The organism is Myxococcus sp. MxC21-1, from assembly GCF_032612255.1.
GTDB classification, from domain to species: Bacteria; Myxococcota; Myxococcia; order Myxococcales; family Myxococcaceae; genus Myxococcus; species Myxococcus virescens.
In genome coordinates, this window is the sequence record NZ_CP123278.1 from 8,982,894 (window position 1) to 9,000,678 (window position 17,785).

The following is a 17,785-nucleotide window of genomic DNA, read 5'->3' on the forward strand; positions in this document are numbered from 1 at the left end:
GCGTGATGTCCTGTCCTATTGCGCGTGGCGTGCCACACACCGGTCCCGGTGGGCGCACCTGAGCGTCCCAAGTCTTTTCAGTGGGTTATGGATTCGGGGGCCCTGTTCAGGGGGCTGTGCGGGGTGGTGACAACTGTCATCACCGGTGACAACCGTCATCACCGGGATGGCTCCCAGGTGGTGACTCTTGTCACCGGTGGCCCATCCCAGGCGGGGCACGTGACACCTTGGCAACGGCGGGGCGGGCTTCCCGCGCGCGGGCCTACAGCCCTCCCCGCAGCTCCAGCTCGCTCCACAGCGCGCCGTCGCGCTCCCGTAGCAGGAAGGCGAAGCGCCCCTGGTGGAAGCCCCGAATGGGGGCCTCCGGATCCGGGAAGCCAGGGGGCAGCGTCCAATCCGCCGGCTGGAGGCCGCTCGCTGGGACGGGGCGCTCGCGGCGCAGCTCGCCCACCTCCGCGTCCGTGAGCGTCCGCACGCGGGCCCAGGGCAACAGGTCGCGTCCGTGCAGCCACACCCGTTGCCCCAGCCCCGGGTCCTCCCACGGACCAATCGCCGTGCGCCGCAGGGTGGACAGGTGCGCCCCGCAGCCCAGCGCGCGCCCCACGTCGCGGGCCAGCGAGCGCACGTAGTAGCCCCCACGACAGCTCAGCCACAGGCGGCTGGCGCGCGGCAGGTCATGGGACAGCCAGCGCGCGGCGTGCAGGTACACGCGCGAGGGCGGCAGCTCCACGGCTTCTCCCCGATGCGCCTTCCGGTAGGCGGGCTCGCCCCCCACCTTCTTCGCGCTGGTGGCCGGAGGCACCTGCTCCCGCCAGCCCACGAAGGACGCCAGCGCCGCGTCCAGGGCCCCGGGCGTCAGCGCCGCCGTGTCTCCCTGGAGGACGGGCCGGCCGTGCAGGTCTCCCGTGTCCGTCTCCGTGCCCCAGACGACCTCCGCCTCGTAGACCTTGGGCACGGCGTGCAGCAGCTCGAACAGGCGCGGCGCCTGCCCCACCAGCACCAGCAGCAGCCCTTCCGCGAAGGGGTCCAACGTCCCGCCGTGGCACACCGGTATCCGCTTGCCCGGCTGCGCGGCCTTCGCCTCCTCCATGAACCGCTGCACCACCGAGAAGCTCGTGGCGCCCACCGGCTTGTGGACCCGGTAGATGCCCGGACTCAGTTTCCCTCCCACCGCGACCTCCTGTGGCCTCCCACCCTACCCCGGCCGGGAGTGCGGTGGCGGAAGGTGGAACTCCCGCCGCGTCCGCAATGAAAGACAATTCATGTCGTGCGCCGGGGCGCCGCGCGCCCGCAAGGCCAGGACCATTTCCCGCCCAAAAAACAAGCAACCGATGCATTGCCCGTCCTTTGGCATTCATCTGGCAACCATCTCGAATCGGGAACGCCATGACAGGCGTATGCCTGCGTGCAGGTGCAAGACGGCCATCCCCGCAGTGCCTCGCATTTCCCCAAGAGGTGTCTCCATGACGTCACCGCTTCGCCCAGGCTGGGTCCTGCTGTCCGCCCTGACCCTGCTGCTGTCCGCCACCACCGGCTGTGATGACGACCCGCCTCCGCCCGTTCCCGACGCGGGGCAGCAGCCCACGGACTCCGGCACGGACGCGGGTTCCGAGGACGCCGGGACGGACGCGGGGCCCGAGGCGCCCTGGGATGGGGGCTACACCGTGCTGGACGACCCGGGTGACTGGATTGACCGGGGAGCGTTCTCCGCGTGCCGGTTCACCGTGGAGAACCCCAGCCTCGAGGCCTGCGCGGATCCGGCGAACTTCGACATGTCGTCCTGCAACGCGGACCAGCTCGCCGCGGTGGAGCAACACGGCATCTATGTGGGCGACGGGCGGTCGGAGAGGCGGCTCGCGGATGGGGGCACGTCCGTCACGCCGGGCAGCGCCGCCTTCCAGCTCTTCGCGGATGGGGGAACCGACAAGGTGTTGGGCATTCCCGTCACCACGCGGAAGACGACCGGCGGCACCTTCTTCCTCTCCGGCAGACAGTCGAATCCCTACACCGGAGAGCGCGTCGTCTCGCTGGCGGGCTGTGAGACGCCCAGGCCCGACGTCATCACCGGCTGCTATGTCCGTTGCACGGAGACGCCCCGGTCCTCCACCCGGAGCATGGGCACCTTCGAGGCCGAGCGGGCGGAGCGGCGCGGCGAAGCCGAGTCGTCCGGCGGGATGCGGCTCGTCGCCGAGTCCTTCGTGGACCTGGGCGTACCGGTGGATGTCTACGTCACCCACGGCCACGCCTATGTGGTGTCCACCAACCAGGCCGGCCGCTTCGGCGGGCTCACCGTCTTCGACGTGAGCGACCCGGCGCATCCCTTCTTCAAGACCTCCATCAGCCTGCCGGGCGACTCGTATTGGAACGGCGTGTGGGCGAAGGGCGACGCGCTGTATGTCGCCAGCGCCGACACCGGCGTCTCCGTTTTCGACATCTCCAACCCGGGGTCACCGGAGTTCATCCTCAGCCTGCCGGGCAACGGCAACACCAACGTGCACACCGTCCTGGTGGATGGGGACCGTCTGTATGCGTCCGACGTCACCGACTTCGTGGGCAGCACCCGCGTCTACGACATCAGCACGCCGCTGGCGCCCGTCCTGCGGCAGGTCATCACCCTGCCCGAGAGCTCGTCGCTCGGCGGGCCCCATGACTTCTTCGCGTACGAGGGCCGCCTCTATCTCAGCAATGCGTATGGCGGTTACTCCGTCGTGGACGTCACCGACCTGGAGAACGTGCGCCACCTGGGCCAATACACCTACCCGGGATTCGGTGGCTTCGCGCACCACAGCGCGGTGGGCACCTTCGCGGGCCGCACCATCGCCTTCGAGGGCGGCGAGTTTCCAGGTTCGCATCTGCGCGTGCTGGACGTCACCGACCCGGCGAACATCGTGAAGATTGGCGAGCACCGCATGCGGTACTCCACCTCCATCCACAACATGATTCTCAAGGGCGAGCGGCTGTACGTCGCCTGGTATCACGAGGGCGTGCGCGTACTGGACGTGGCCAACCCCACCCAGCCCCGGCAGGTGGCGCACTTCAACACCTTCAGGGAGACAGACCCGCACCGGATGGGCGGCGCCTTCGAGGGCGCCATTGGCATCCGCCTGCCCGGGGATGGGTACGTCTACGTGGTGGACACGTCGCGCGGGCTGCTCATCTTCAACGAGCCATGAGCCAGCAGGGGGGCGTCACTTTGCGGCGCTCGCGATGGCTTCTATGCTGAACACAGGGCGCCCGCGAAACGATGCGGGCGCCCATCTTCCTCCTCCAGAGGCTGCACCTCATGTCTGTTCGTGCCGCGCGCCCGCTGCTGGCGATCGTTTGCGCCGTTTCGTTGTCCGCCTGCTCTTCACCGGAGCCCACGCCACCGGCGCCCACGCCACCGACCTATAACGGCCCCTGGGCGGTGCTTCCGGAGCTGGGGGAATGGGTGGACCCCGGGGCCTTCGAGTCTTGTCCCGCGCAGACGTCCCAGGCGGCGTGCAACGCGCCGGAGACACTGGTGATGCCTGACTGTGACTTCGGCTCGCTCGCGGGCCTGGAGCGGCAGGGCGCCATCTACCGCGCGGAAATCCGGTACGAGACCCAGGTGCAGCCCGGCACCGTACAAGTCCTCCCGGCGAACGGGGGTTTCCAGTTCGATGCCTCGGGCCAGCCCACGTCCGTCATGGGGCGCAAGCCCCATACAGCCACCATGAATGGCGAGCGGTTCTTCATCTCCTCCGAACCCACGAGCCAAACCAGTCTCCAGGACCGCTACACGTTCATCGGCTGTCACGCCCAGGGGCCACGGAGCCTCACCGGCTGCGTTCTCTGGTGCCGAGGCAGCACCCTGCGTCGTAGCGGTAGCTTCCGCGCCGAGCGCATGACGTGGCGAGAGGGCGAGCCCGAGTCCGCCAACCTTCAGCTCCTGTCCGAAATGCCCGTGGGCCTGGACACGCCTGTGGACGTTTATGTCACCCATGGCCACGCCTATGTCGTGGCCATCGACCGACGAGGCTTCGGCGGCGGCCTCGCCGTCTTCAACGTGAGCAATCCCTCCATTCCCGTCCAGCAGACGGTCATCCGATTCGGCCATAGCGACTACTGGAATGCCGTGTGGGCTCGAGACAATGCGCTCTACGTCGGCAGCGCTCGCTCCGGCCTGCTCGTGTTCGACCTGGCCGACCCGCGGTTGCCCGCCTTCGTGCGCAACCACCCCAGCGGTGGCGGCCCCGTCGACGTGCACACCCTCTTCGTGGATGGAAACCGGCTCTATGCCATGTCGCCATCCCACAAGCAGACGATCATCTTCGACATCACCCAACCGCTGGAGCCCCAGCTCCTCACCCGCTTCACGTATCCCAGAAGTGCGGGCTATCCGCATGACGCCTTCGCGTATGAGGGGCGCCTCTACATCAACCACCTCGACGATGGCTTCCTCATCGCAGGACTGGACGGCGAGACACCGGAGTTGCTCGGCCGCTACACCTATCCCCATGCCTTCAGCCACGCCAACGCGGTGGGGACCTTCAATGGCCGCACCGTGGCCTTCGAGGGCGGCGAGACGATGGGCTCCCATATCCGCGTGCTGGACGTCACCGACCCGGCGAACATCGTGAAGATTGGTGAATACCGCCTGCGGGGCCTCACCTCCGTCCACAACATGCTGCTGGTGGGCACGCGGCTGTACGTCGCGTACTACCATGAGGGTGTGCGCGTCCTGGACGTGTCCAATCCCTCACAGCCTCGCGAAATCGCGCACTACAACACCTTCCGCGAGTCAGACCCGAACCGGACAGACAAGCTGACCGACGGCGCCATCGGCATCCGCGTGCCCGGGGACGGACGCATCTACGTGGTGGACACGTCGCGCGGGCTGCTCATCTTCAACGAGCCGTAGCCCTGAGGCTCACGCCTCGATGCGGTTGCGGCCGTTCTCCTTCGCGCGCAAGAGCCGCGCATCACCACCGCGCCCGCGGACGAGCAACGCCTCCAGCGCCGCCACCTTCTCCTTCAGCCGGGCGCCGTCCTCCGCGTTGAGCGCCGCGAGGCTGGCGGCCAGGTCGTCCACCTCCACGTTCACTTCCTCCGCCTCCTCCAGCGCCTCGGGCGGTGGCGTGGGCGGCAGGGCGGGCGCGGGGAAGAGCTGGTTCACCCAGACGAGCAGCGCCTCCGGGTAGCCCTTCTCACGCAGGAAGGTACCCACCAGGGACTGCAAATCCTTGTCGTCCTCCAGGAACAGGAGCGTCCTGCTGTTCATGAGGGGTGTGCCTCTCTCGCCAGCAGGCCGTTGAGGAGGTCACGCACGGAGGAGACCAGCTCCTCTTCCGACGCGCGCGACTTGGTGAAGTGCCGGGTGATGCCCAGGGTGAGCTGCCGCTCATCCATGCGCGTCAAATCCCGGCCCGTGAAGACGATGAGCGGCGTGGCGCGGCCCTTGCCCTGACGGAGGATGTCGACGACCTCGAAGCCGTCCAGGCGCGGCAGGCCGACGTCCAGGACGATGAGGTCCGGTGTCGTCTCGCGCGCGAGCTCCACCGCGCTCTCGCCGTCCGCCGCCTCGAAGACTTGCACGCCCAGCCGCTCCATCTGCGCGCACAGCGTGCGCCGGGTGCTGGCGTCGTCATCCACCACCAGCACGCGCGCCTGGCCCGGCTGCCGTGTGGCGTAGCGCAGCGACTTGAGCAGCCGTGACTCCTCCAACGGCCGGGGCATCCAGTCCACCCAGTGCGGGACGCCCTCCGCGTCCTCCGAGCGGCCGGACAGCGCCAGCACGGGCAACTCGTGCGTGCGCGGCTGTTCGCGCAGGCGCCGCACCCAGTCCAGCGCGTGCCCTTCCGGAAGCCGCATGTCCACCACCAGCGCGTCCGGCAGGGCCGTGTCCAGATGCTTCGCCGCCTCGATGAGGCTGGTGGCGCGCACCACACGGTAGCCTTCGTGCGCGAGGAGCCCGCCCAGCAGCGACGCCAGCTCCGCGTCCGCGGTGGTCACCAGCACCTCATGGCGGGATGCGTCCTCGGGGAAGACGGGCGGCGGCGTGACAGACGCGGGCCGGGCCGACTCCAGCGTGAAGGTGAAGGTGGAGCCCCGGCCCTCCTCGCTCTCCACGGTGATGCGGCTGCCGTGCTGCTCCACGATGGCCTGCGAGATGGCCAGCCCCAGCCCCGTGCCTCCCTTGGAGCGCGTGTCCGAGCTGTCCAGTTGCTGGAAGCGGCCGAAGAGGCGCGCACGCTGCTCCAGGGAGATGCCGGGGCCCTGGTCCACCACACTGAAACGCACCCGCCCGTCCGCCTCTTCCCCCACGCGCACCGTCACCCCCGCGCCCTGCGGGGAGAACTTCACCGCGTTGGACACCAGGTTGGTGAGCACCTGCACCAGCCGGTCCCGGTCCGCCTTCACCTGCGGCGTGCCCGTCACCTCGGCGTGGACCTGGAAGGTCTTCTGCGCCGAGGGGTTCAGCTCCAACAAGTCCCCGCCGCCGTCCAGCAGCAGGATGCCGTCCGGAGAGGCCTCCAGAATCGCGGCCTTGCGTGCCTCGCTGGCGCGCAGCCCGTCGTTGGCGGCGGACAGGGCACGGGTGCGCTCCTCCACCCGCCGCTCCAAATCCGTGTTGAGCGCGGCCAGGTCGGCGGTGGCCCGCGACAGCCGCACCATCACCACCAGCACGTAGGCCACCAGCGCCAGGGAGACGATGAAGAAGAGGATGCGCGAGCGCTCGTTGCGCACCTGCGTGCGCTCGTAGAGCTCCAGGTAGGTGTTGATGAGGCGCTCCGCCCGCGTGCTGACGGTGCCCTCCAACAGGGCCTGGACGGCCGCGTCCGCCGCTTCCTTCTCCCCCGCGCGTCCGCGGCGCGGGCTCGCTCCAGCAGCGCGGCGCTCTCCTCCAGCGCGCTGACGAACAGGTCCAGCGCCGCGTTCATCGTGCGCCGGTCCATGGCGGACAGGAAGGAGGGGAACTGTCGCAGCGCGTCCGCGCGGGCCCTCAGCGCGGCGAAGTCCTCCGGGTCCGCGCCATGGAGCGTGCGCAGGCCCATGCGTTCGCGCAGCACGTCCATCTCCAAATCACCGCTGGCCACGCGCAGGTGCCGCAGCGCGCTGCGGTAGCGGTCATTGTCGGAGGTGGCCCACGGACGGCCCATGGCGAACAGGCCGCACAAGAGCAGCAGCGCGCCCGCCGCCAACACGCCCGAGCGACGGGAGAGGCGAAGCCCCTGACTCACCCTGGCACCCGCTTGCGAATCTCCTGGGGCAACGTCATCGGGTCGAAGGGCTTCCCGATGACGCCCAGCGCGCCCAGCTCCAGGTAGCGGGCGACCTCCTGCTTCTGGATTTTCGCCGTCATGAAGATGATGGGCGTGTGCGCCGTGGACGCCTCGGCGCGCAGCCGGCCGAAGGTGGTGGGCCCGTCCATGCCCGGCATCATCACGTCCAGCAAGATGAGGTCAGGCTTCTCCGTGCGGGCCTTCTCCAGGGCCTCCGCGCCAGACGCGGCGAGCACCGTTTGCCATCCCCCCACACGGCTGAGGCTGAGATTGCCGATGGTGCGGATGTCATCTTCATCGTCAACGAGCATCGCCTTGCGAAGGGTCGTCATGGCCGCGGCGGAACTCTACCAGGGCGGCAATGCCCGGAAGCGGCCACGACAACGCCAGGGATTGGCCCGTCTTGTGGAACAGTCCGATACAGCCCCTGGCTGAGCACCGCGGGAGCGGCGGATGGAGACGTGGCCCCTCGCGCCGTGAGGGCGCTACGGCACGCCCGTGAGCACGCGCCCGTCGTACACCCGGATGAAGCCCCCGTCCTGGTCCCTGATGGCGCTGAAGCCACCGGTCACCACGACATGGCCCGTCGGGGTGAGCGCGAGGTCACTGATACGGGTCGGGCCTCCCAACCCCGTGCTCCCCTCGACGTAGGTCACCGGGCCGGGAGCGCGGGTCGTGAGGTTCATCGCAGAGAACCAGCCCCGGCCAATCTCCGTTCCGACCGCAGAGAACTCGTGCCCGCCGATGAGCAGCGCGCCAGAGGGCGAGAAGGTCTGCAGGGTGACCAAGCCCGGCCCAGAAGGGACTGTCGCGGTCCACCGCGTCACCCCGTCCGCGCCCATCCACCGCTGGGTGAAGCCCCCGGTGGACTGGTGGTTGGGGAAGAGAATACTCGTCGCGCCCTCGGCGTTGACGGCGAAGAGGTTCCAGCTGTCCTCCGTCTCCCACACGATGGCGCCCTCGGCGCTGTACTTCCGGACGTAGGACTTCACGAACACCGACTCCCCGGACGTCGCGTCCCGGTTGTGCACGCTGCCGGACAGATAGACCTCACCCTGGGCATTCACCGCCAGGCCGGAGGCGTAGTTGAACTGGCCCTCGTCGAAGAGCAGGCTCCAGCGCTCGACACCCTGCGGCGAGAGGGCGATGAGCTTGAGCTGACTCGCGAGTTCATGATTGCCCAGGTTCAACAGCACGTAGACGTGCCCGTTGGCGCTCACCGCGAGATGGTGCCAACTGGGATTCTCGACGGCCTCTGAAGACGTCCACGGCGCCTGCCCGCTCGCGCTGTACCGGGTCACCCGCCCGAAGGAGTCCACCACGTAGGCGTTGCCCGCGCCATCCTGGGCCATCTTCACCCCGCCGCTCAGGGGGACCGACCAGCGCAGCTGCCCGGTGCTGCTGAACCGCAGCAACTGCCCGACCTCCAGGACGTGGATGTCGCCGCCGGCCGAGACCGCCACACTCAGGGGATGGGAGCTCCGCCGCACCTCCCACCGCAGGAAGGACTCGAGCTCCTCCAGGGAGACGACCTTCGTCCCGTCGATGACGAGCGAGCAGCCGCCGCCCGCCACCACGGTGCAGTCCCCGCCCCAGGTCGGAAACCCCGCCGGCGCGGTCCGGAGGGTCACCTGCGCCTTACGGACCGCCACCCTGCACGGCTCGCCGCAGGACCAGCCATCCCCCTCGGCCACCACGTGCACTCCGGCACCGGGCAGGCTCCGCACCTCCACATAGCCGACGCCCAGGCCCTTGAGGAGCGCACTGTCCACGTCCGGAGCGCCCTCCACCTTGAGGCGGGCCTCGCTCGGCCCCGCCAGCCGGGGCGAGAACCGCACCCGCACCTCGCACTCCATGCCCGCGTCGAGGAAGCGCTCGCAGGTGTTGGCGACGATGGTGAACCCGCTGCCCTCCACCTTGACGGACACGGACTCCACCGCCGACGGAGACGCATTGCGCACGGTGAAGAGGTGCTCGGGGGAGGTCTGGCCCACCTCCAGCTCACCGAAGTCGACCGCCTCCCGGTCGATGATGAGCACGGCCGGGGCCCGCTTCTGTTCATCGTCGGAGTCGGAGCACGCGGCGGAAAGGACAGACGCGCTGAGCAGCAAGGAGAGCAAAGGCTTGCGAAGCATGGGCGGCCTTCTAGGTGAGCCCCTGTCCGCGTGACAAGTGACTCCCCCTCGACCCACCATCCGTGGAGCCCGCACCGACGGCGCGCATGCGTCTGTCATTACCCGGTGAGCAGGGATGCAGCCTGCCCCCGCCCCCCGGGCTCCGTGGGAGCCGGGGACGAAGCGCCTAGGAACCGGCGTCGCCTGGCTCCGCCACGCAGTGGCCCTGCTTGCAGCGGGGCACGAAGGATGGGTAGGCACACTGGCCGGTGCTGACGCAGATGGGAGACTCAGTGCAGTAGCGCAGCACCTCCTCGGCGGCCCGCGTCGCGAACTCCGCGCGGCTGGCGGTGTTCACCATCGCCGGGGGGCACTCCCCATAGCCCGTGCACCGGCCGTTGACGGTGACGGCCACGCAGTCACTGTCCTGCTGGCAGCTGTCGCGCTCCGTGCGCAGGCTCTCCAGCGCGCAGTGCACCGTCTTCAGGCGCGGGCAGTTGTAGTCCTCGTTGGCGCACCCGGGATACGTGTACGTCTCCTGGGGATGCAGGGACAGTGTGCCTTCCGTGGAGTCAGTCCCATCCGCACGGCAGCCCAGCCACAACCCCACGAACAACAGCAACGCCAGCTTGCGCATCCGCATCCCCATCTGTGTCGTCGGCCCCGGCCCCACATCCTCACCAGAAGATGCCGCGTTTCCAATCGAAGGTTGCCGGGTGCGTTGGATTGCCACGCCCCATCCTGAACAGTTGTTCAAAGGCGCTCAACCCGTAGCGGCCCCCGCGGAACAGCCAAGAGGACGAACGGGAGCACCCCTGCGCACCTTGGCGGGTCCAGCGCGGAAGGCGAGCGGGCGGACGGGCGGACGGGTGGACGTAACGGCCCCCCAGGAAGGCGTCCGACCGTGAGCCGCCAGAAAGACGCCTGTTCGTTGACTCCTGGCGGCTCCAGAATCCTTGTGACGCGGTGGACGCATCCGCGCTGTCGACTCAATCCACCCGGGCCGGGGTACGGAGGAGACACATTTGGGTGGGGCTGAGACAGCCGAAGACGCGCGCTACCAGGAGCTGTTCAACGGAGCGGATGTCTCCCTCTGGGAAGAGGACTTCACCGCCGTTTCGGCCGCGCTCGACGACCTGCGTGCCTCCGGCGTCCAGGACCTGCGTGCGTGGCTCGCGGCGCATCCCGGGTTCGTGATGGAGGCCGCGGAGTGGGTGAAGGTCGTGGATGTGAACGAGGCCACGGTACGCCTGCTCGAAGCGCGCACCCGGGATGAGGTGCTTCGCACCTTGTCCCTGTCCCGGTCCCGCGTCTTCGTTCCGGAGACGTCGAAGGCCTTCACCGCCGAGCTCCTCCTGTTCTGGGAAGGCGGCACGCGGCTGGAGCTGGAGACCGAGCTCCAGACCCTGGGGGGCCGCCGCATCGAGGTGATGCTCACCCTGACCCGGCCTTCGAGGGAGCGGAGCGACCGAGTCTTCGTCACCCTGCGGGAGGTCACCGCGCAGAAGGCGTCCCAATGGGCCCGCCAGGAGAGCGAGGCCCGCTTCCGGAACATGGCGGACCACGCGCCGGTGATGCTGTGGGTGACGGACGTCACCGGCCGCTGCATCTATCTCAACCGGACCTGGTACGAGTTCACCGGACAGACGGAGGCAGAAGGCCTGGGCTTCGGCTGGCTCCAGGCCGTGCATCCCGACGACTCCGAGCGTTCAGGGGCGATGTTCCTCGACGCCAACGCGCGGCGCAGCCCCTTCCGGCTCGACTACCGGCTGCGGCGCAAGGATGGTGAGTACCGGTGGGCCATCGACTCGGCCAGCCCCCGCTTCGGGCTGGACGGCGAGTTCCTGGGCTACATCGGCTCCGTCATCGACATCTCCGAGCGGAAGCAGGCCGAACAGGAGCGCGAGCGGCTGCTGGCCGCCATGGACGAGGCCATCCGGCTGCGCGACGAGTTCCTCGCCGTGGCCAGCCACGAGCTCAAGACGCCGCTGACGCCGCTCAGCTTGAAGCTGCAGACGCTGGCGCGGGCCACCCAGGAGCGGCGCGGACCGGAACTGCTGGAGCGGCTGCCCGCGGACCTGGAGGTCATGCAGCGGCAGGTGAAGCGGCTGTCGACGCTGGTGGGTGAGCTGCTGGACGTGACGCTCATCAGCAGCGGTCAGCTGCGCCTGGAGCTGGAGCCGGTGGACCTGGGAGCGCTGGTCCAAGAGGTGGCCGCGCGCTTCGAGAGTGAGTCACAGCGCACCGGGACGCCCATCCAGGCGGAGCTGGACGAGGTGGTGGTGGGCCAGTGGGACCGGGTACGGCTGGAGCAGGCGGTGTCGAACCTCCTCTCCAACGCGCTCAAGTACGGCGTGGGTCACCCCGTCTACCTCCAGGTCGGCAGGACGGCGGAGCACGCCTGGTTCAGCGTCCGTGACGAAGGCATTGGCATTCCCCCTGAGGCGGTGGGCCGCATCTTCGAGAAGTTCGAGCGCGCCGTCTCCGAGCGGCACTACGGCGGACTGGGACTGGGGCTGTACGTCGCGCGGCAGAACGTGCAGGCCATGGGTGGAACCATCGCCGCGCGGAGCACGCTGGGCCAGGGCGCCACCTTCACGGTGCGCCTGCCCTGCCGGTGTCCCGCGTGAACGCGGCGCGGGAAAAGGCGTCATGACGCGCTCCCAGGCCGCGGAGGACGTGCTACGCGGCGGCGCTGAGCGCTAGCCCGTTGCCCGGCGCTTACGCGCCGCACGCGCGGCGGGCTTCGCTGGGGCGGCGGGCGCCGGAGCCGCCGGCTGAGGCAGCACGGTGACGACGGCGTTCACCACCCGGGACACCGCGCGGAGCTGACCGGGTTCGAGCTCCCGCAGCTTGCGCGTCATGCGGCGCAGCTCCACCGGGTCTTCCTTCACCGTCTTGCGGGGCGTGACGGGCGCACCGTCGGGACGGCCCACGCCCAGCAGCGTGTCCGCGGAGACCTGGAGCACGTCGCAGAGCCGGCGCAGCGTCTGGGTCCGGGGCAGCATCTTCCCGCGCTCCAGGCGGCTGTAGACCTCCATGGCCATGCCCATGCGTTCGGCGACGTCGCTCTGGGTGAGGCCCAGACGCAGGCGGGCGTCGCGCGCGGCGCGTCCCAGCACGGCTGCCAGCTTGTGGTCGACGGGCTCACGCATGACGGCCGAGGGTGGCACGCCCGCCGGGTCCTGCAAGTTTCCATCCGCCACCCTGGTGCATCCCCTCCCCCGAAACCTACCTACCAAGTCATGACACTACCTCAAAGGGCAAACGTCATGCTATGGACCTCCAAGGTTGAATCATGACGCCGCTCACAATGACAGCCGCTGGAACCACGTCTGAATTGGACCTCCAAGGTCCCATGGGAGTTCATCCGTGATGCCGGGAGAGGACCTGCACCCGCTGATGCTCCAGGAGTCGGAGGAGGTGGGGGCCTTCCGCATCGTCCGGCGGCTGGCCACCGGGGGCTTTGGCGCCATCTTCCTGGCCGAGTCCGAGACGCGCCGGCAGGTGGCGCTGAAGTTCGCGCTCCAGGGCCCCTCGGAGGGGGACTCGCCCGCGGCGGACGCGCGGACCTGGAAGGAGGTCCACGTCCTCATGCGCCTGGAGCACCCCAACGTCGTGGAGCTGCTGGGCTACCGGCGGTGGCCGGATGCGCGCGATGGCTACCTGGTCCTCATCATGGGGTACGTGGAGGGCCCCACCCTGTCCGAGTGGGCCCTGGCCGCGCAGCCCACGCCCCGGCGCGCGGTGCAGGTGTTCCAGCAGCTGGCGCTCACGCTGGATGCCATCCACCGCGCGGGCGTGCTCCACCGCGACATCAAGGGCAACAACATCATCATCCGCGCGTCGGACGGGCAGCCGGTGCTGGTGGACTTCGGCTCGGGGGACCATGCGTGCTCGCCCGTGCTGACCGAGGACACCCTGCCGCCGGGCACCCCCAGCTATCGCAGCCCGGAGGCCCTGCGCTTCTGGGCGCAGCCTCGGCCCGCGGGCTCGCGTTACGCGTTCGCGCCCACGGATGATCTCTACTCGCTGGGGCTGGTGCTCTACGAGGTGCTCACCGGGAGCTTTCCCTATCCGACCCAGCTGCCGCCCGCCGGGCTGCTGGCCAGCATCGAGTCCGGTGGCTTTCCCCTGCCCTCTGTCCGCAACCCGCGCGTCCCGAAGGCGTTGGACGCCATCGTGGCGCGCTTGCTGTCGCCCTCCGCGGCGGGGCGGCCTCCTTCGGGAGCGGCCCTGTTCGATGCGCTGGACGCGGCGCTGGCGGGCGCGGACTCGGCCTGGGATGAGCCCCTGTTTCCTCCCCTCGCTCCCGAGGAGGCCATCACCGAGGAGGCGCTGGAGTTCTTCGACGGGGACGAGGAAGCGCGCGAGCTGCGCCACTGGATGCGCGTCCCGGAGCGAGCGCGCCCGCCAGCGTCCTTCGCGCCTCCCACCGAGCCCACCTCACCCTGGGCTTGGACGGAGGTCCGCGCGAGCACCGGGTGGCGGCGGTGGCGGGACGCGCTGAAGCGGCTCTGGGTCACGCTGCGCTCGTGGCGCTGAGCCGACCCGCCATTCATCGGGAGGAGCCTGCGCGCCTGGCCCTCCGGGAAATCCACTCACTTTCACTCAACCTCAGAGGTCCATGAGCCCATGATGACGCCTGACACGACGACAGAGGAGCTTCCTGGAGGTCCACACAGGCCACGCGTGCTGTTCACCGTGGCCGGCACGGTGTTCGAGTTCGTCCGCAAGCTGGAGATGCGCTCCACGGGGGAACTGCTGATGCTGGCGCAGCGCCGCTACCGCAATGGCCTGAGCGGCCCGGTGGTGGTGAAGCGGCTGCGCAACCCCGCCACGTTCGTGGAGCGGCGACGGCTGGTGGAGGAGGTGGACCTCACGTTCCGGCTCAACCATCCCGCCATCGCCAAGGTGATGCTGCTGAAGCTCTACCGCGGCGCGCCTCACGTGGTGATGGAGTACGTGGAAGGGCGTTCGCTGGACACGGTGCTGAACCTGGCGGCCATGCGGCGGCGGCCCCTGTCCGCGGAGTTCGCGGCGCACGTGACGGCGGAGGTGGCGGAGGCGCTGAGCTACGCGCACGGCCTCACGGACGAGTGGAGCCGGCCGCTGAACATCGTCCACCGGGACGTGAGCCCTCGGAACATCCGCGTGGGCGTCCATGGCGAGGTGAAGCTGACCCACTTCACGGTGGCGGCCTCGTCGCTCTCCGGGCGCGAGGTGACGAGCCAGGAACTGGTGAAAGGTGACATCGCCTACGCCTCGCCCGAGGCACTGCGGCGACGGAAGGTGGATGCCCGGTCGGACCTGTTCTCACTGGGGCTGGTGCTGCTGGAGCTGCTGACGGGCCGGCACCCGTTGCTGGTGGATGACCTGGCGCCCGTACTGGAGCCGGAGCCGCTGGAGCTTCACGCGCAAGGGCCTACGTGGATGCCCGTGAAGGAGGTGGCGGCGCGGATGGCCCAGGTGGGCCCGGAGCAGGTGGAGCGATTGGCGGCGGGGGTCGCCGAGCCCTTCGGCTCATCCTGCTGCGGGCGCTGCGGCAGGAGCCCTCGGAGCGGTTCCAGACGGGCGCGGAGATGGCGGAGGCACTGCGCGCGTGGCTGGATTCGCAGGGAGGCCACCGGGGTCGTCAGGCCATCGCGCAGGAGGTGGAGCAGGCCGCGGTGGAGGCGACGGTCCGGCGCAACCAGGCGGAGCTGCTCGAGGGCGGGCTGCATCCGGAAGGGCTGACCGTGGAGGAAGCCGCCCTGGCCGGAGAGCCCTCGTCCGAGACGCCCCTGGGCGAAGCCGCGGGGTCCGCGGTCCGATTGTCACAGGTGGCCGAGCTGACGCTGGAGGCGCGCATCACCCAGGCGGCGGAGCCCGCGGCGGACCCGCGGCACGCCGCCACCGAGGCACCGGACGAGGCACGTCCCGAGGCCTCCTCATCCCAGCCGCCCCCCACCGGAGCCCTCTGACACGGCCCCAGAGGCCACGAAGCCCGAGGAGCCCGACACACCGTGACGCGCGTGGCGTCACGGCGGGCTCACAGCACGCCCATGCCGTACAACACGGCCGCCAGCACCAGCAGCGTCGCCAGGATGACCGCCGCCACGCGCAACGGGGAGATGGGCGCCTCGCCCAACACCACCTGCGCGTCCTGCCCGTGCACCAGCACCCGGTACGGCTTGTCGCGGTAGCGGTAGGCCAGCACGTACACGGGCAGGGCCAGCCGCTGGGTGCGCAGGCTGAACAGCGCCACGGCGACGTGGATGTTCCGGAAGCGGCTGCCCGGAATGACGCCCTGCTGGAGTCGCTCGATGGCCAGGCGCTCCACCGCCTCCAGCACGCTCCGCCGGGCGCCCGAGCGCGTGGCCTCGAAGCGCTCGACGTGCGCGCCCTCCGGCCCCTGGGGCGTGTCCTGACCGGAGCCTCGCTGGTAGTGGGGCGCCAACGCCTCGCACTCCCGCACCGTCAACCCGCGCGAGGCCGGCACCGGGATGCCCTCGAAGTCGAAGCGCGTCCGGCCCGCGTGCGGCGCCCAGTCCGACCGCCGCGAGCCCGCGTTCGAGTCCGCCGTCCAGCTCACGTCCACGCCCGCGTCGAACATCCACGCCGGCCACCACACCGGACGCAGCGACTCCAGCGAGGCCTCCTGTGCCAGCCCGGACGGCCGGAAGAAGCCGCCCCGCCCCAGGAAGCCCATCAGCGCGCCGCGCGCGGCCTCGGTGTCCACGGCGAAGGGGAGCCAGTGCTGCGCCTGCTCCACCGGGTCCGCCGTCGTCTCCACATGGGTGACGGAGCCGCAGTAGTCACACCGGGGCGCCTTCGCCTCCACGGAGTACTCCACCGCCGCGCCGCAGCTGTCACACCGCACCACGCGGGCCCGCGCGCGCTCCACCGCGGCACGCGGCGGAGGCGGCGCCGTCAGCCCGCAAATGGGGCACCGCAGGTCCTCCGCCTCCAGCGCGGAGTCACAGCGCTGGCAGGGCGCCACCCTCACCACTTCGGCGCTCATCGCCCACCTCCCGTGAGCAGCCAGCCCAAGGCCAGCACCGCCAGCAGCGCCACCAAGGCGGACAGCACCTTCCAGGAAGAGATGGGCGCCTTGCCATGGACGGCCCCCGTCTGGCCGTTGACGAGCACCCGCAGCGGCGGCGCGTCCTCCGCGTACTTCACCGCCAGCACCCAGACGGGCAGCAGGCACACGTCGAGCGCCTCCCAGTCCAGCCGGGACTGATGCTCCAGGTCCCGGTGCGAGTCCCCCGGCATGAAGCGCGACAACAGCCCGCCCACGCGCTCCACCGCTTCCTTCCGGGCCAGCTCCTGGCACTGCGCCAGCGTGAGCGAGGGCTCCTCCGCCACCCAGCCGGAGATGAGCGCCGGGGTGTAGCGAGCCAGGCCGCGCAGGTCGAAGGGCTCCAACGCCTCCAGCTCCGCGTTGTCCAGCCCCTTGGACGCGGTGACGAGCACGTCCGCTACGTAGCTGGTCAGCTCGCCTTCCAGCGAACGCCACTCCGTGCGCGTCACGGTGCGCGTGCGCGTCACCCGCTTCCCGTTCTCCGTCGTCGTGTACGTCTCCGTCTCCTGGTAGTTCTCCCCAATGGAGGCGCGGTAGCGCGCCTGCGCCAGCACGCTGTAGAGGTACGCGGGCACGTACACACCTCGCACCTCGCCCGGCGCGGCGGAGCGGATGCCGGAGCGCGTGAAGCGGCTGCGCGAACGCAACCACCGCGCCACATGCGCCTTCGCCGCCATGTGCGTGAGCGCGAAGCCCAGCGCGAAGACGGGCTCGGGCACACCGGGCACCGGAGGACGCTCCACCACGGCGGGCGCGGCGCAGTAGGGACAGCGCGTGGTCCGCAGCGCGGGCTCCAGCACCAGACGCGCGCCGCAGGACTGACACCCCAGGTGGAGCAACGGTCCGGCAACAGCGGACGGTGTCTGTTGGGATTGCTCGGCCATCCGCCAGTCTTGGCGCACCTGACCCGGGACGTCCATTCCGTCCGCCGGCCTGCCCTCCTGGCGTGCACCCTCCCGGCGTGCATGCCCGTTGGCCCGTTGCCGCGAGCCCGCGCCGTCACGAACATAGTGTGGCGGAGGGAATCCATCATGGCTCAGCGCGACAAGCAGCAACAGCCGGGCATCCAGCCACCCGAGGATTACTACGGCCGTACGGAGGAACCGCGGCAACACGCTCCGGAGATAGAAGAGAGCGAAGAGAAGCGCGACCTGGCGGACGCCGCCGAGTCGTCGGAAGTCACGCATCGCATGCGCACCATCGACCCGACGGAGCGCACGCCCGGCGCCATCCTGGATGAGATTGGGGACGGGGATGGTCCGCGCAGCGACGCCGGCACCAACCCATTGCCCGACACCTACTGGAGCGCCTACCCCGACGGCGAACCCCAGAGGGAGTGAGCCCTCACGCCGTCCAATGCA

At 69.9% G+C, this 17,785-nt stretch carries 17 protein-coding genes; 7 read left to right on the plus strand and 10 right to left on the minus strand.

The window, feature by feature from the left end; translation table 11 throughout:
* Positions 1-262 precede the first annotated feature (262 nt).
* Positions 263-1,171 carry a tRNA pseudouridine(55) synthase TruB gene (gene truB / locus QEG98_RS40525; RefSeq protein WP_316565158.1) on the minus strand — a complete coding sequence of 303 codons (909 nt, stop codon included), beginning with the start codon at positions 1,169-1,171 and terminating at the stop codon, positions 263-265.
* Between the two features lie 292 nt (positions 1,172-1,463).
* Here truB and QEG98_RS40530 point away from each other — a divergent pair, with 292 nt between their 5' ends.
* A complete protein-coding gene (locus tag QEG98_RS40530; RefSeq protein ID WP_316565159.1) occupies positions 1,464-3,173 on the plus strand; it encodes a hypothetical protein in 1,710 nt (569 codons plus the stop codon).
* Between the two features lie 71 nt (positions 3,174-3,244).
* Complete coding sequence (locus tag QEG98_RS40535; protein WP_316565160.1) at positions 3,245-4,882, plus strand: hypothetical protein; 1,638 nt, start codon at positions 3,245-3,247, stop codon at positions 4,880-4,882.
* 9 nt (positions 4,883-4,891) lie between these two features.
* On the opposite strand, the gene QEG98_RS40540 is transcribed toward QEG98_RS40535, so the two are convergent.
* From QEG98_RS40540 to QEG98_RS40565, 6 genes are all read right to left on the minus strand, one after another.
* Positions 4,892-5,242 carry a hypothetical protein gene (locus tag QEG98_RS40540; RefSeq protein ID WP_316565161.1) on the minus strand — a complete coding sequence of 117 codons (351 nt, stop codon included), beginning with the start codon at positions 5,240-5,242 and terminating at the stop codon, positions 4,892-4,894.
* Positions 5,239-6,636, minus strand: a complete 1,398-nt coding sequence (locus QEG98_RS40545) for an ATP-binding protein (protein ID WP_316568044.1) — start codon at positions 6,634-6,636, stop codon at positions 5,239-5,241. The genes QEG98_RS40540 and QEG98_RS40545 overlap by 4 nt, the downstream gene beginning before the upstream one ends.
* Positions 6,636-7,202: a hypothetical protein gene (locus QEG98_RS40550; RefSeq protein WP_316565162.1), complete on the minus strand. Its 567-nt coding sequence runs from the start codon at positions 7,200-7,202 to the stop codon at positions 6,636-6,638. Before QEG98_RS40550 ends, QEG98_RS40545 begins: the two co-directional genes overlap by 1 nt.
* Positions 7,199-7,576, minus strand: a complete 378-nt coding sequence (locus QEG98_RS40555) for a response regulator (RefSeq protein WP_316565163.1) — start codon at positions 7,574-7,576, stop codon at positions 7,199-7,201. Before QEG98_RS40555 ends, QEG98_RS40550 begins: the two co-directional genes overlap by 4 nt.
* Before the next feature lie 153 nt (positions 7,577-7,729).
* Complete coding sequence (locus QEG98_RS40560; RefSeq protein ID WP_316565164.1) at positions 7,730-9,379, minus strand: PQQ-binding-like beta-propeller repeat protein; 1,650 nt, start codon at positions 9,377-9,379, stop codon at positions 7,730-7,732.
* Between the two features lie 166 nt (positions 9,380-9,545).
* Positions 9,546-10,091: a hypothetical protein gene (locus QEG98_RS40565; RefSeq protein ID WP_316565165.1), complete on the minus strand. Its 546-nt coding sequence runs from the start codon at positions 10,089-10,091 to the stop codon at positions 9,546-9,548.
* Between the two features lie 292 nt (positions 10,092-10,383).
* Here QEG98_RS40565 and QEG98_RS40570 point away from each other — a divergent pair, with 292 nt between their 5' ends.
* Positions 10,384-11,988 (plus strand): PAS domain-containing sensor histidine kinase, encoded by a 1,605-nt coding sequence (locus QEG98_RS40570; protein WP_316565166.1) that lies wholly within the window; start codon positions 10,384-10,386, stop codon positions 11,986-11,988.
* 72 nt (positions 11,989-12,060) lie between these two features.
* Here the strand turns inward: QEG98_RS40570 and QEG98_RS40575 are convergent, their stop codons facing one another.
* Complete coding sequence (locus QEG98_RS40575; protein WP_316565167.1) at positions 12,061-12,513, minus strand: helix-turn-helix transcriptional regulator; 453 nt, start codon at positions 12,511-12,513, stop codon at positions 12,061-12,063.
* Between the two features lie 220 nt (positions 12,514-12,733).
* Between QEG98_RS40575 and QEG98_RS40580 the strand changes: the two genes are divergently transcribed.
* From QEG98_RS40580 to QEG98_RS40590, 3 genes are all read left to right on the plus strand, one after another.
* The gene (locus tag QEG98_RS40580; protein ID WP_316568045.1) at positions 12,734-13,903 is read left to right on the plus strand and encodes a serine/threonine-protein kinase; all 1,170 of its coding nucleotides are present in this window, start codon (positions 12,734-12,736) and stop codon (positions 13,901-13,903) included.
* A gap of 90 nt (positions 13,904-13,993) precedes the next feature.
* Positions 13,994-15,094, plus strand: coding sequence for a protein kinase domain-containing protein (locus QEG98_RS40585; protein WP_316565168.1), 1,101 nt, complete (start codon positions 13,994-13,996; stop codon positions 15,092-15,094).
* Positions 15,028-15,321: a hypothetical protein gene (locus QEG98_RS40590; protein ID WP_316565169.1), complete on the plus strand. Its 294-nt coding sequence runs from the start codon at positions 15,028-15,030 to the stop codon at positions 15,319-15,321. The genes QEG98_RS40585 and QEG98_RS40590 overlap by 67 nt, the downstream gene beginning before the upstream one ends.
* Positions 15,322-15,389: 68 nt before the next feature.
* Here the strand turns inward: QEG98_RS40590 and QEG98_RS40595 are convergent, their stop codons facing one another.
* Positions 15,390-16,361, minus strand: a complete 972-nt coding sequence (locus QEG98_RS40595; protein ID WP_316565170.1) for a zinc ribbon domain-containing protein — start codon at positions 16,359-16,361, stop codon at positions 15,390-15,392.
* Entirely contained in the window at positions 16,358-17,308 is a 951-nt protein-coding gene (locus QEG98_RS40600; protein ID WP_316565171.1) for a hypothetical protein, read from the minus strand. Before QEG98_RS40600 ends, QEG98_RS40595 begins: the two co-directional genes overlap by 4 nt.
* A gap of 147 nt (positions 17,309-17,455) precedes the next feature.
* Here QEG98_RS40600 and QEG98_RS40605 point away from each other — a divergent pair, with 147 nt between their 5' ends.
* Positions 17,456-17,764, plus strand: coding sequence for a hypothetical protein (locus tag QEG98_RS40605; protein WP_316565172.1), 309 nt, complete (start codon positions 17,456-17,458; stop codon positions 17,762-17,764).
* Positions 17,765-17,785: the final 21 nt, after the last annotated feature.